Annotated in this window: 10 protein-coding genes, 1 tRNA gene and 1 pseudogene; 7 read left to right on the top strand and 5 right to left on the bottom strand. The window is 55.9% G+C overall.

What is annotated here, in order from left to right; translation table 11 throughout:
• The first annotated feature begins 289 nt into the window (after positions 1–289).
• The 3 genes from ROLI_RS04435 to ROLI_RS04425 all read left to right on the top strand — a co-directional run bounded on the left by ROLI_RS04435 (position 290) and on the right by ROLI_RS04425 (position 4,610).
• On the top strand, positions 290–2,101 hold the full coding sequence (locus tag ROLI_RS04435) for an ABC transporter transmembrane domain-containing protein (RefSeq protein ID WP_187431520.1): 1,812 nt from the start codon (positions 290–292) through the stop codon (positions 2,099–2,101).
• Between the two features lie 154 nt (positions 2,102–2,255).
• Positions 2,256–4,148: an acyl-CoA synthetase gene (locus ROLI_RS04430; protein WP_187431547.1), complete on the top strand. Its 1,893-nt coding sequence runs from the start codon at positions 2,256–2,258 to the stop codon at positions 4,146–4,148.
• Between the two features lie 36 nt (positions 4,149–4,184).
• Positions 4,185–4,610, top strand: coding sequence for a hypothetical protein (locus ROLI_RS04425; RefSeq protein ID WP_222869652.1), 426 nt, complete (start codon positions 4,185–4,187; stop codon positions 4,608–4,610).
• Between the two features lie 360 nt (positions 4,611–4,970).
• On the opposite strand, the pseudogene ROLI_RS04420 reads toward ROLI_RS04425, so the two are convergent.
• A pseudogene (locus tag ROLI_RS04420) lies at positions 4,971–5,676 on the bottom strand (transposase); the annotation flags it as partial.
• 121 nt (positions 5,677–5,797) lie between these two features.
• On the opposite strand from ROLI_RS04420, the gene ROLI_RS04415 reads away from it, so the two are divergent.
• The 4 genes from ROLI_RS04415 (at position 5,798) to ROLI_RS04400 (ending at position 8,645) form a co-directional block, all read left to right on the top strand.
• On the top strand, positions 5,798–7,147 hold the full coding sequence (locus ROLI_RS04415; protein ID WP_187432380.1) for a type IV secretory system conjugative DNA transfer family protein: 1,350 nt from the start codon (positions 5,798–5,800) through the stop codon (positions 7,145–7,147).
• 212 nt (positions 7,148–7,359) lie between these two features.
• Positions 7,360–7,608 (top strand): hypothetical protein, encoded by a 249-nt coding sequence (locus tag ROLI_RS04410; protein WP_187432379.1) that lies wholly within the window; start codon positions 7,360–7,362, stop codon positions 7,606–7,608.
• A 46-nt stretch (positions 7,609–7,654) separates the two neighbouring features.
• Positions 7,655–8,158: a hypothetical protein gene (locus ROLI_RS04405; RefSeq protein WP_187432378.1), complete on the top strand. Its 504-nt coding sequence runs from the start codon at positions 7,655–7,657 to the stop codon at positions 8,156–8,158.
• Positions 8,159–8,231: 73 nt separating this feature from the next.
• The gene (locus ROLI_RS04400) at positions 8,232–8,645 is read left to right on the top strand and encodes a DUF2177 family protein (RefSeq protein WP_187432377.1); all 414 of its coding nucleotides are present in this window, start codon (positions 8,232–8,234) and stop codon (positions 8,643–8,645) included.
• Positions 8,646–9,058: 413 nt separating this feature from the next.
• On the opposite strand, the gene ROLI_RS04395 is transcribed toward ROLI_RS04400, so the two are convergent.
• The 4 genes from ROLI_RS04395 to ROLI_RS04380 form a co-directional block, all read right to left on the bottom strand.
• Entirely contained in the window at positions 9,059–9,880 is an 822-nt protein-coding gene (locus tag ROLI_RS04395; protein ID WP_338469231.1) for a DUF3800 domain-containing protein, read from the bottom strand.
• A 272-nt stretch (positions 9,881–10,152) separates the two neighbouring features.
• Positions 10,153–11,598 carry a hemopexin repeat-containing protein gene (locus tag ROLI_RS04390; protein WP_222869605.1) on the bottom strand — a complete coding sequence of 482 codons (1,446 nt, stop codon included), beginning with the start codon at positions 11,596–11,598 and terminating at the stop codon, positions 10,153–10,155.
• Positions 11,599–12,025: 427 nt separating this feature from the next.
• Positions 12,026–12,111, bottom strand: a tRNA-Leu gene (locus ROLI_RS04385).
• Between the two features lie 135 nt (positions 12,112–12,246).
• Positions 12,247–13,566 carry a peptidoglycan-binding domain-containing protein gene (locus tag ROLI_RS04380; protein WP_187431182.1) on the bottom strand — a complete coding sequence of 440 codons (1,320 nt, stop codon included), beginning with the start codon at positions 13,564–13,566 and terminating at the stop codon, positions 12,247–12,249.
• Positions 13,567–13,608: the final 42 nt, after the last annotated feature.

Below are 13,608 nucleotides of genomic sequence, written 5' to 3'. Positions count from 1 at the left end.
ACAAGCGGCAGCTTATATCTGCGCGGTGCTTTGGGCGGTTGATCCAAAAGCTTAGTCCCCCTGACAAAAGCCACCGTTGAATCTCAAATGCGCCCAGATGCGTTTGGCGCGACTTTCATTCCCGCCGTCCCTCCGAGTCTTCGCGAAAACCATCGATGCGCTGCCAAAAGACTTGTTGAGCCGGATGATACCGCGGCATTTCGGCCCTATCCTAATAGTTAACGACTGGTGAGACTTGACCCTTTGGCGGCACAAGGCCATGAAATGGTTTCGAGTTAAAGGAAGCACCATGGCACGATCCACGACCCCCGTGCCCGCAGCGCCGGGCCAGACAGAAGAGCGCGCCAAATCCCGTAAGATCGGCGCGCTTTCCGCCTTGACGCCATTTGTGTTGCCCTATCGTGCCTTGATGTTTTGGGCCATTGCGGCCCTGGTTATGACGGCCATGATCTCCTTGACACTGCCTCTGGCCGTGCGCCGGGTTGTGGATAATTTTGACACCGCGAATGCGCATATTCTGGATCAATATTTCGCGGCCGCGCTGGGGATTGCCGCGCTTTTGGCCGTTGGCACCGGGTTGCGCTACGCCTTGGTGACGCGGTTGGGCGAACGTGTCGTGGCCGATATCCGCAAGGCGGTGTTTGCCCGTGTGATCGATATGAGTCCCGCGTTTTATGAAAAAGTCATGACCGGCGAAGTGCTGAGCCGGATCACGACCGATACCACCCTGATCCTGTCGGTGATCGGGTCCTCGGTGTCGATTGCGCTGCGGAACCTGCTGATCTTCGTGGGCGGTCTGATCCTGATGATGCTGACATCGGCCAAGCTGACCGGTCTGGTCTTGCTGATCGTTCCCGCCGTTATCGTGCCCATTCTGGTGCTGGGACGGCGTCTGCGGGTGCTCAGCCGTGAAAATCAGGACTGGATTGCCGCGTCCTCGGCCAATGCGTCTGAAGCTCTGAGCGCGGTGCAGACCGTGCAGGCCTTCACCCATGAAGCCGTCAGCCGGGAACAATTCTCCGACGTGACCGAATTGTCCTATGACGCCGCACGGCGCCGCGTAACAACCCGTGCCATGATGACTGTGATTGTGATCTTTCTGGTCTTTGCGGGCATCGTTGGCGTGCTTTGGGTCGGGGCGCGGGATGTACGCGCCGGGGATATGACGCAAGGCGCGTTGGTGCAATTCGTGATCTACGCGGTCATGGTGGCGGGGGGCGTTGCGGCGCTCTCTGAGATCTGGGGCGAATTGCAACGCGCCGCCGGGGCCACCGAACGGTTGGTGGAGCTGTTGCAGACAGAAGACAGCGTGCTGGACCCGGACGAAGGATTGAATTTGCCGACCCCGGTGACCGGGCGTATCACATTTGAAAATGTCACCTTTGCCTATCCGTCGCGGCCCAAGGTCAAGGCGCTCGATGAGGTCAGTCTTCAGATTGAACCGGGCGAAACCGTCGCCTTTGTTGGCCCGTCCGGGGCTGGCAAAACCACGATCATTCAAATGCTGCTGCGATTTTATGATCCCACATCGGGCAGAATTACGCTGGATGGGTTGAACCTGAGCGACGTGCGGCGGGATGATTTTCGCCAGGCCGTCGCGCTGGTGCCACAGGACCCGGTCATCTTTGCGGCCTCGGCGCGCGAAAACATCCGTTTTGGCCGCCCGGATGCGACGGACGCAGAGATCGAAACCGCTGCCCGCGCCGCCGCCGCGCATGATTTCATATCGGCGCTGCCAGAGGGCTATGACGCCTATCTTGGTGAGCGTGGCGTGATGTTGTCGGGTGGTCAGAAACAGCGCATCGCTATTGCCCGTGCCATTCTGCGCGATGCGCCGGTGTTGTTATTGGATGAAGCCACGAGCGCGCTGGATGCCGAGAGCGAGCGTGCGGTGCAATTGGCGGTGGATGTATTGAGCCAGGGACGCACCACTCTGATCGTGGCGCATCGATTGGCGACGGTCAAAAAAGCCGACCGCATCGTGGTCATGGATGAGGGGCGCGTGGTGGCCAATGGGCCGCATGACGCGCTGGTGGCACAGGACGGTTTATATGCACGGCTGGCGCGGCTGCAATTTACCGATGGCATGGCCGCAGAGTAGACCTTCGGTGTTCCAGGCCAGGCGTGGGCATCCCGTGACGCAGCGTCCAGGGATAATCCTCGGTGATTGCAAAGCTTGCACTGAGACGTTTTAGACACCATCTTTCCTCATAATGATAAAAAGCCCCGTGTCGGGCGGTCTGGGAGGACTTCAAATGGCTTTTGCCGGGATCGAAGATCGCGATGCGATCGAGGCTGAAATGCCGTGGGCGGATCGTCCGCTACCAAAAACGCTTTATGGGTTGCTCAGCGAAACCGCTGGCAAATTCCCCAACCACAACGCGGTGAGTTACCAGATTTTCTCCGGCCCCACGGACAAGGCGGAAACCATCACTTGGGCAGATCTCAAAACGCAGGCAACGCAGAGCGCGAATATGTTTCGCGCGCTGGGGATCGGGGAAAAAGACGTCGTGGCCTACATCCTGCCAAACGCCAATGAAACCGTCCTCGCGCTTTTGGGCGGGGCGATTGCGGGGATCGTGAACCCGATCAACCCGCTCTTGGACGCCGAACAAATCGGCTCGATCCTGCGCGAAACCAATGCCAAGGTCGTTGTGACTTTGCGCCCTTTCCCGAAAACGGATGTGGCGGATAAGACGGCGGCAGCCGTGGCGATGGCTCCCAATGTGACCACGGTGCTGGAGGTGGATCTGCTGCGCTACCTCACACCCCCGAAATCCTGGATCGTGCCGCTGATCCGGCCTAAGCGCAGCGTTCAGAACCAAGCAAAATACCTCGATTTCCGCGCCGAAGTCGCCAAACAGCCCAAAGTTCTGAGTTTCGAAGACACGCAAGAAGACCGCGTCGCCTGTTACTTCCACACTGGTGGCACGACGGGCATGCCCAAGGTTGCACAGCACCGCTATTCCGGGCTGATCTACAATGGCTGGATCGGGACAGAACTGCTTTTTTCCGAAGAGGATAACATCATCTGCCCACTGCCGCTGTTTCATGTCTTTGCCTGTCATGTAATCCTGATGGCGGCGTTGACATCTGGCGCGCATGTGGTGTTCCCCACGCCGCAGGGCTATCGCGGCGAAGGTGTGATGGATAATTTCTGGAAACTTGTAGAACGCTGGAAGATCACCTTTATCATCACGGTCCCAACAGCGATTTCGGCCAAGATGCAGCGTCCGATTGATGCCGATGTCAGCTCGGTCAAAACCGCATTCTCCGGCTCCGCACCCTTGCCGTTGGAATTGTTCCGCCGCTTTGAAAAAGCAACCGGCGTAACGCTGGTCGAAGGGTACGGGCTGACCGAGGCCACCTGTCTGGTCTCCTGCAATCCTGTGGATGGCCCCAAGAAAGTCGGCAGCATCGGCGTGCCATTCCCCTATACCACTGTCAAGATTTTCAAGAGCACACCGGGCGGTCCGATCGAGGCTGATACGGATGAGATCGGCGAGATTTGCGTGTCAAATCCGGGTGTCTATGTCGGCCATACCTACACCGAAGAAAATAAAAACAACGACCTCTATTACGGCAACTACCTTCGGACCGGCGATCTGGGCCGTGTGGATCCGGACGGGTATTTGTGGATTACCGGGCGCGCCAAGGATCTGATCATTCGCGGTGGGCATAACATCGATCCCGCAGAAATCGAAGAGGCCCTGTTGCACCACGAAGCCGTCGCATTCGCCGGTGCCATCGGCCAGCCGGATGCGCATTCAGGCGAGGTGCCTTGCGCCTTTGTCGAACTGGTTGACGGGGGCAGCGCCACGGAGGAGGAATTGCTGGCTTTCTGCAAGGAACGCGTGCATGAGCGCGCTGCCCAGCCGAAACATATGACGATCATGCCGGAATTGCCCAAGACCGCAGTTGGCAAGATTTTCAAGCCAGACCTGCGCAAAATGGCGATCACGCGCATCTATAATGCCGCGCTTGAAAGCAGCGGGGTCGCGGCGCGTGTCATTGCCGTCACGGATGATAAAAAACGCGGTCTGGTGGCGCAGATTGACCCCAATGGTGCCGGTGAGGATACAATCTCGGATGCGCTGAGCGCTTTTGTGAGGCCTTGGGAACTGGCCAACAGCGCCGTCACCGCCTGAGGATCACCGCTGGACAATTGGTGCTCTCATCCCATCTTGAATGGGAGCACCGAACGACGCTGGTTTCAGCAGAACGATGATGCCATCCTCTTGCGGCTCTCTCGCGGAACCGAAATAAGCGGGCACCATCGTCCACATCCCGCCGCAGGGATCGCCCTCTTCGGCATGCCCCAGGTGGATTGCGAAAGGCAGGGTGGTTTTTTCGAACAACCAGTTGGCGATCATCAATTCTTCGAAGCTTTTGATCTGTTCGCCCTGAAGGGTGCGAAGGTCCACCTTTTCAATGTAGGTGTATTAGTCGTGTTTTTTCTTGAAATCCCACTCGGTCTCGCCTTCCAATCCAGCACAAGAGATCCATCGAATGATCAACTTGGAAACAGCGGCTATCGTTTGGACAAGATTGCGCAAGGTGTCCTTGATCAGGGCCATAAACGCTTTGTCGTCTGTAGTATGGGCCGCTAGGGCGGGTTTGCTTCCCTCGACGACCCTTATGATGTCGTAGGGCCAGCGGGAATGTGCGGGCCTCTACCCTCAAGGGCCTTCTTAGCGGCTGTCAGGGCATCTCCTGTAAGAGGAACTGAACGGTTGCTTGAGGCTGTCTTGAGGTGACGGATTGAGTTGGGACGGACGAGGACATGAGGCACCTCGCCATGAAGAACCAGATCATCATGAGTCAGACCAGCAGCTTCGCCCAGCCTCATTCCGGTTCCTGCTAAAAGTCTCCAGATCAGCGGCAATTCCTTAGTCTTCCCTCGGCTCAGACGCTCTCCCACAGCAGCCACCACTGCATCAGGCAAAGGCAGTTTCTTGTCCACCGAGCGGGTAACTGAAGAACGCAGGGCCTTTACGGGCTGCCGTCCATTGGCTTGCAGGATCAGAATGGGACGTGAACTTGGGTTCAACCTCAGATGCTGCGCCAAAAGCTGCGTTATCCAAGACATCAAGATACTCCTTCACGGCACGCGGCGCATCGTTTGGATCGATGGCATTATGGTCCCAATCTTCCTTCGGCGTCGCGTTTTGTTTGTTCGCATCTGCCTCGATCAAACTGGCGTCTGCCGCAAGGCGCTGGCCACTCACCAAGCCATCCGCGATGCACCGAGCTACGGTCTTCTCGAACAGGTGTCGCAACAATGCACTCTCCCGGAAACGCCCATGCCGGTTCTTGGAGAACGTCGAGTGGTTCGGCACCGGATCAGATAGATCGAGGCGGCAAAACCAACGATACGCCAGTTTCAAATGCACCTCTTCACAAAGACGGCGCTCCGAGCGGATGCCAGAACAATAGCCCACGAGCAGCATGCGCCCTCTCATGCATGTAAACATGCACTGCCGGGTAATAGATCAGCAGTTCTGGGTCGATGGACGGGCGGCCAGTGTGGCTATAAAAGTCCGCTAGGTATTGGCGGATGTCGCTTAGATCAACGAACCTATCAATTGACCGCAGCAGGTGATCTTGGGGCACATGATCGTCAATCGAGAACTCGTAAAACAGCGCGCCTTGTGCTTCTTGCTTTGGTCCCAGCATCGAAATCACCCCCGTTGCTAAGGAAAATTGAATCAGCGAATAGCCACCCGATCAAGCAAGAGTTTTTCAACAGAATCGGCCGAACTGTTGAAGCACTGAAGGCCGAACACAGGCGCGGGTCGTGTCCGCTCTGGGCTACATCCTAACGGCGGGCGCGCGCTCGGGAAAGTTGCGCGACATCCTGATGTTCAATATCTGCTCTGGCGTTTTGCCCAACGAGACGCTGTTAATTTTTGACATCAAGGGCGAGCTGGCAGTGGTCTCGCAAAATCAAACTCCCGATAAAAAACACTGTATCTACTGGAATCCGCACGGATTGCACGGCATGCCGCAGGACAAGATCAATCCGGTCTCCCAGATCCGCTGGTCGAGCCCAACACTGATCTCCGACATTAAGGTCATGCTGGAAGGCCTTTTGCCGCAATCGGGCGCTCCGCAGGCCAAGTTCTTTGAACTCAACGCCGCCCGCATTGCCGAGGCGCTCTGCGTCATCCTCACCAAAACCAACGGCGTTTTGACGATGCCTGATCTTTACAGGGCTGTTCTTCTGCTCAAGGCGGGCGGGCAGCGCTGGCTCAATTTTGCATGGGAGATGCACACGTCCGGCATTGAGGAATGCATCAGCGTCGAAGCAGAGATCCATGACGCCAAGAAATCGGAAAGCCGCAGCTTCAACGAAATTATTGGCGAGCTTCAAGGCGCGCTGAGTTGCCTGTCAGACGACAGGCTGTGCGAATCGCTCTCCGGGCCATTTGATTTTTCCATGGAAGATTTTTGCCGCGAAGATCAGGCCTATCAGGTGTACTTGATGTGCCCGGAAAGCATGGTCAAAGCGTGGGCCCCGATGGTCAAAGCGATCCTCGCCAGTGCCAAGACGCTCAAGAGCCGCAATCCCGCAGCCCCTCGTCAAACATGGTTCATAGATGAGGCGGGACGGCTGTTCGGCTACGAGCAGATCGTCCGCTTATTCACGGATGGCGCTGGCCTCGGCATTCATCCGTTCGTTATTTTCCAAGGCTTTTTGCAGGCCAAAAATTTGATGGCTGACGGAGCACAGTTGATCGCCTCAAGCGCGGCTGTGCATATCTTCTTCGGCGTGCGGGATGATGTCACCGCCGGGCGGGTCAGCAATCTGCTGGGGTACGAGACGCTGCTCTATGACGATCCACTGGTGCAATCCCGCGCGCAGACAGAGCGCAGTCATTTGCTCAAATCCATCTTTAGCGGCGGTGATCCGGTGAAGATTGCTATCAAGCTGGCAGGAACAGCCTATGAACTGCGCCACAAGCTCAAGGTGAAACGCGCGATCCGGACGCCTGATGAGGTGCGGTTTGGTCCCGAGGATGAACTCTTCCTCTTTGCTGATGGTCTGTCCGGCGGTGTAATCGGCAGCCGCATATGCGACATTTGCAGACCGTCGCTGTGCTTCCATTGGCGCTACTGTCCCCGGTCTCTACTTTGTCGGCTGTGAAGTCGTTTTTACGGATCAAGCCATCGGCAATGTCAAAAACCGCCCTAGCTATAAAGCGTTGCGCAGTGTGCTCCGCAAGGGCGACAGATTGGTTTTAGACAGGGAACAGAGTTTCGGCACCAAGCGCAGACACAGCGAAAAACATATGGAGATGATTGCGGCAATGGGTGTCGAAATCATGATTCTGACGGAAAACTGCGAGGGGTTGAGATATGCAGCCTGACCATGAAGCCGAGATGACCTGTTATCGTCAGGTCCAAGATGCAATCAAACAAGTAAAAGGCCTTTCGCTGGCCCTTCATGAACTGGAACGCCGCGCAGACGAAGTTGCCATTCCTGTGGCTGCAGCCGATGCACTTCACATCGCAATCGGGCGCGCATTGGACGATGCCGGTTCCATGCTTGAGGCCCACTATCACCCACGTACATGGAGGCCCAGGCAGGCAGTAAAGGCCAGCTAATTTTCCAGTTGGTCGCGTTAACGAGTAACATTTTTAAGGAGTTTTTATGAATGCGTATTCCACCAATAGAAATTGGTCAGACCGGTTCCTTCCCGAAATAAAGCGATTGGTGGGCGGCCACCTTCTGGAAACCGCCCCTGATCCCTTTGATCACTTCCAAGCCACAGACCTGATGATGCTGGATGCCCGCGATATGCGGGTGGCTGCACGTGTGCGTCGTCCAGGCTTTGCGCAACGCTTCCCCCATCAGTTCACGATACGCTCACGGGTCGCCTCTGGGGCACAGACAGAGCTCAGCAAGATTGTGGAAGGCAAAGGCGATTGGATGTTTTACGGCCATTCTGACGCCGCGCAGACGCGGGTGGAGACATGGTGGCTGATTGACCTCAAAGCGTTCAGGGCAGCGCTGATTAGGAGCGGCGGTCGCGGTTACAACCTTGTGTCTGGCGAACAGGCAAATCCGGATGGGACACACTTCGCTTGGTTTGACATGCGGTCCTTCCCATCAGATCCACCGTTGGTGGTTGCACAATCCCGAACGGCATCCTGACAGACAAAAGGTCACACCACATGAACCAATTGGCCCGCCAGCAGTTTGCGTTGGAGCCAGATAGGAGCCAATAATGACCCTTGCCATCTTGTACGTCGTCACATTCGCAGTTTTTCTTACAATCGATTATATCGGTCTCAGCTACATCGTGAAGCCAACCTTTGAGAAAGACATTGCGCCACTACTACTGGATAGCCCCCGGATCGGCCCCGCCTTCGCGTTCTATGCGTTCTACGTTGGCTGCCTCCTGTGGTTCGTGAGCTGGCCCGCGCTGCAGGACGACCGGTCGCTGTTGTGGGTGTTTGGGTCAGCAGCACTCATCGGCGCGATGGCGTACGGCACATATGAATTTACCAACCTTGCAACACTTAAGGATTGGACCCGGCGCATGGTGGCGACGGATTTGACTTGGGGGACGGTGCTGACAGGCACGTCAGCAACCGCTGGCGTTTTTGTGGCCCGTTGGGCTGGCAAAGCGGTGACGTAGGTGCAAAGAACGCGTGCTGTTCGTGGTGACTGGCGCACAGTGGGGTCACGATGTTGTAATGGGGGATCATCGGAACCCCGATGGCACGTGGTTCAAGTGGTTTGATGTCAGGTCCTTCCAATCAGACCCGCCATTGGTAGTGGCGCATTCGTAAAAGCCTCACTTGATCGTGGTCATGATAACTTAGACAATTTATCCTGACTGTTGGAAACGAACGACATCGAAAACTAAATATGGACGTTTGGCGATTTAGGATGACAGATTCTACTAGATATGCGACGATTCGATGCGTGGGATACGTCGGACTAACCTCTTGCGGTTGCCAAGTTTGAGCAGCCGCGGGCCATCAAACGGTTGCACAATGGATTGCAGCCTATCGTTTTTGGCCAATCAGAGGCCGGGGCCCACGCGCCTCATAGCGCTGTATAGCCGTAGTATCGAAATATAGCTTTTTGATCTTCGGTTAGATTGATGTCACGAGGGTTTGTTGGCTGTAGGGCCAGCCCGAAGTCTGCAACTACATTTCGTTCCTTAGCCATGATTGGCTGCAGCATTTTAGCATGTCGCGGCTCCCATTTCAGAGTACTTGTTTCAACTGACTGATAAAATGCACTGGCTATAATATCTGCAATCTGCAGACCTGCATTCTGCTGGTGAGGAAGGTAGTCAATGAGATTGAAGCGTAAAACCTGATGTCTGATTTCGCGCTTATTAAGTACCGTAGTCCCACCTGCGGCCTGTCGTTTCAATATCTCCCAATAAGCTTTGGTTTGGCCATAACTGTGACCTCCGCGCGCACTAAAAACTACCTTGAGAGGCCGCGGTTCTTTATAGTGCTTAAGAGAGTCTTTGAGACACATTTCGGTGGCTCTTTCCATCAACAATCGAACGCAATAATTATAGAACCACTGCTTGCCGCCCCGAATAGCAGCACTACTGCTTTGATGCCCCCTCATATTCACTTTATGAGAGCAAACGACAAATGCCTTAACTGGCAAATCTGCTAGAAAGCTACAGGCTGCATCCTTCTTCGAGGGGCTCAGCTTTCGGTAATGCAATGCCGGTCCTTGGAGGGCGCTGATATGCCGTCGCATCTCTTTCACCCATTGGACTGTCTTCGCTTCGTAATTTGCCCGCGTTAGGAAGCCGCCAATACATAGCCATTCGCTCGCTCCGTTTGAATCAACTGGCTTTATCCTGGACAAGCCATCATCGCCAGCTTCATCAATGTACAATATATATTCGTAAGGCTTTGAAACTGGTAGCATGTCTAATGGGACAAGTGACGCTAAAGAGAGTCAACCATTTCAAAGCCAAACCTTCTAGCTTAACCGCAAGTCACTCAGGATCTGTTTCCTGATAGTAGATCAGTTCCAGAAAAATATCTCCCCTGGACGCCCGGGCCACATCTTATGGGTCTGAGGGATAGCAACCGCGTTCGGATCGCCTGCCATTTCCAACGCCTCACCCATGCTGGCTGCCAGCGCATAGTCTCCGCGCTGGCCCTTCAAGGCACCCAGCGGACCGAGCCGTAATACCCCTTCTTTATCGATTTCAGCTGGTCGCCTGACCAGGAGATATTGTGCGCCGCGCCCCAGCTTTGAACGCGCATCCGATAGCGGTCGTCGTTGGATCTGAGCGAACGATTGCCATGGGAAATGTTCAGACCGCCCAAATGCGTCACCCAATGGTTCGCAAAAGATGACACTGGCCCGCCCGGGACTATCTCGGCGCAGACAAGGTGAATGGCGACGCCGCCTCTATGACGTGCTTCATGGGCCCACTTCAACGCGGCCTCTCGCATGCGCGGATGGAAGGCCCGATTGACCCGCGCCGTTCCGGATTTGGGTAGCAAATGGTTTAACTGGAACCGCATTTCGTTCGGGGTGGTAATCCCATTTCGCACATCCGCGCCATCATTTTTCACTCGCATGAACTGGCTTGCATCATCACGTAACAACGCCGTCAGAACCCAGTCGTTGGACGTGATGCCCATGTTGGGCAGCCACGGCTCGTCATAGGTTTTGTCGCGTGCTTTGAATGTCCGTGAGTGGGCCTTGATGGTCCCGGTTCCCGGTAACCCGCCCCTTCCAAGGGCACCCAGAAAGTAATCGACGTATAGGTCAGGAAAATACTGCGCGAGACAAAAGATCACCGCAGCCTGCCCACAGGTGGGATAGCTCCCCTGATTCACGCGCATCGGCGTCGCAAGAGTGAGTGCCGTCTGCCCAAGCGTCTCCGCCACATCGACATTGGCCCAGTTCGCCGGAAGCCGCGCGCGCGCACGCTGGCGCAGAGGGGCGAGCCGCGTGCGCGGGATCGATGGCTCAAGGCCCGCCCAGGTGTCCGATATCTTGATCGTCGTGGCGGTCATCGGTCGCCCTCGGTTCGGATCGTAAATCGACGCCGTATCACCACGCACCACATAGAGGTAATCAAGCATATTTGGACGCCCCCCCATGAAGTAATAATCAGCATTAAGCGACATCTGGGGGAATATCTGCGCTATGGGGTTTGGGCCCGTCGTCGTCTTTTGTCCCCAGATGTGCTCAATGCACTCAGCGCCCGCAAAGAAGAAAATACGCCCGCCAGGCAAAGTCACAGCGCCATCAATCCCGTGTTCCCGAGCGCGATGGAAGGTGCCCATTTCGAACCAGACGTCGCTAATTTTCTTGGGATGTCCCGGATCCAGCGGGATGTTTCTCGAGCTTGGCGTAGGTGCATCGTACCGCCAATATTGCCCGCGCGAAAAGACGTAAATCTTATGCGCGCGGTTGCCTCTACCGATCAACAGAGCTTCGGGGAATGCGGGGAAAGTGGGGCCGAAGATGTCGGCGGCATCCATGGGTGGACGCAGGGCGGTCTTGTTCGGAGGATTAATAAAACTGACCCAAGGGCCACTGCAGAACATCAATTCGCCCGAAGCCAAGCGCACAGCACAATCCATCGTCATAAAGCACCCATCCTTTACAATAGGTTAGCAATATGTCTGGGCAGTGTTCAAGTCCTGCAGCCTCTGACGAAAGGCATCTGGCCTAAAAACATAAAAACAACCCCGCGCTACCGAAGGAAGGATGGATTGAAGGATTAGCAATTCATTTCGAATTTTGTCATGCCCTAAAAAGAAGCCATCAGGGTTTTATCATACTGTTAGGCGGGGTGTCAGGGTAAGCAATGGTAAGCTTTCTCCGCCCAACTGGTCATTGTTTGGCTGGAATGGTCCGCAGCGGCGCAAATAACGCCAAAACAAGTTCTTTGTGCCCCATATGCCGCCGGACCGAATTAGCATAAGAACAAAGCAACTGGGTGGACAAAAAGATGGTCTAGTAACTTCGAAAATCTCACATCTATTTGATTTATAAGAGTTATTTTTATAAAAATGGTGCGGATGAGAAGACTCGAACTTCCACGGGTGTTACCCCACAGCGACCTCAACGCTGCGCGTCTACCATTCCGCCACATCCGCACGCTTTAGAATGTCTGGCGTCTTTAGCCTGCTCCGACTGTCTTGTGAAGAGCAATTTTAAGCAAAATACCCCGACGGTGCCAGACCGCCGGGGCATAGGTCGAGCCGCTTCTGCCGCCCTCTTTGCATTTGGACCTATTCCGCGACGGAAAACACCGGCAGAACGCCCGCTTGCGCCGGCATCGCCTTGCCGCTGAGTTGCAAGGACGCTTTACGCAGAATATCCGTCCGCTCCGGTTGGCCAGGCACGAATACCGCATCGGCACCCGCATCGGTGGCCGCAAGGGCCGCTTCATACCATGGGCCCGCTGCATTCACATTTTTCTGCGTGCCAAAGCCAAGCGCCAGGTGATGGCCCATTAACTCACCGTAAACGGTTTCGCCCAGCGAATAGAGGATCAGCGCCGAGCCCAACGCCACATTCATGTTATCCGTACGGTACCCCACGCCCAGACATATCTGCGCAGTGGCAGACATTTGCTGTGCGGAAGTGCCGGTTGAGGCCACAAAACCCGATACATCTTTTGCAACGACGTCACGGGGTTCACCCGGCAATTCATCCACATAGGGCTGCACAACCGGGCCAAATCCATCACATTGTTGCGCGACCTGCTGCGGCGTGAAGCCATTGACCTGGCTGATCAACTCTTCGCTGCGTGCGATTGCATAGGTCCGCGCCAGGCAGAATTGTTCATTCAACGCTGCTGTCGGATCACTCATAGAGGCCGCCGTGGTGTACCCGTTGGTGCTGGTGAGGAGCGATACGGTATTGCAATGCGAGGCCAAGGAGGCTTCGGGTGCGCCGCTCTCAAAGAAATTCGGCAAAGCAGTGCCCGATTGTGCGGTCGCGTTGAGCACCGGGGCGGGCTGCGGCGTGACAGCGGGCGCGCGCACCGCGACGGTCGCGGGGGCCTGTACAACCGGCGCGACAACCTGCGGCACGGGTGCCACGGCGACAACCGGAGCCGGGGCCTGTGGTGCGACCTGACCGGCCAACTCATTGCGATAGGTGCGCAATAACCCGCGCGGACCTTCAGGGCTCTGGGCGACGAGCTGCGTCGTCTGATACCCGCCAGCCTGTGCACGATTATAGGATGCGACGAGGAAATCCTGCTCGAACGGCGACAACTGGCCGGTGGCCGGATAGCCCAGATAGGCCTGATAATTAGCGATCGCCGTGCGTGATTGTCGTCCCAGTTGGCCGTCGACGCGCCCGGCGTTAAATCCAAAATAATTCAGCGACGCCTGAACCTGACGTCCCTGTTGCGTCGAAGGAATACCCGAGCGATAGGTTCTGGTTTTCTTTTTCTGAGCGTTTTTCGTGGCAGCATGGCCCACGATCCCACCGATAAGGGCACCAGCGATGAAATCGCCTGCGTCCGCAGACACGCGCGCGGCCGGGAAAGCCGCCACAGATGCGGCCAGAGCGGCTGCAGTCAAACGTTTGGAAAACATGTATAATCTCCGCAATAAAATAAATCTCGCGGAAAGCCTAAC

The organism is Roseobacter fucihabitans (genome assembly GCF_014337925.2).
GTDB classification, from domain to species: domain Bacteria; phylum Pseudomonadota; class Alphaproteobacteria; order Rhodobacterales; family Rhodobacteraceae; genus Roseobacter; species Roseobacter fucihabitans.
This window is presented reverse-complemented; position numbering and strand designations above follow the sequence as displayed.

Coding starts and splice junctions, on each gene's coding strand:
- ROLI_RS04435 (WP_187431520.1), top strand. CDS start 290: ATGGCACGATCCACGACCCCCGTGCCCGCAGCGCCGGGCCAGACAGAA.
- ROLI_RS04430 (WP_187431547.1), top strand. CDS start 2,256: ATGGCTTTTGCCGGGATCGAAGATCGCGATGCGATCGAGGCTGAAATG.
- ROLI_RS04410 (WP_187432379.1), top strand. CDS start 7,360: ATGCAGCCTGACCATGAAGCCGAGATGACCTGTTATCGTCAGGTCCAA.
- ROLI_RS04405 (WP_187432378.1), top strand. CDS start 7,655: ATGAATGCGTATTCCACCAATAGAAATTGGTCAGACCGGTTCCTTCCC.
- ROLI_RS04400 (WP_187432377.1), top strand. CDS start 8,232: ATGACCCTTGCCATCTTGTACGTCGTCACATTCGCAGTTTTTCTTACA.
- ROLI_RS04390 (WP_222869605.1), bottom strand. CDS start 11,598: ATGACGATGGATTGTGCTGTGCGCTTGGCTTCGGGCGAATTGATGTTC.
- ROLI_RS04380 (WP_187431182.1), bottom strand. CDS start 13,566: ATGTTTTCCAAACGTTTGACTGCAGCCGCTCTGGCCGCATCTGTGGCG.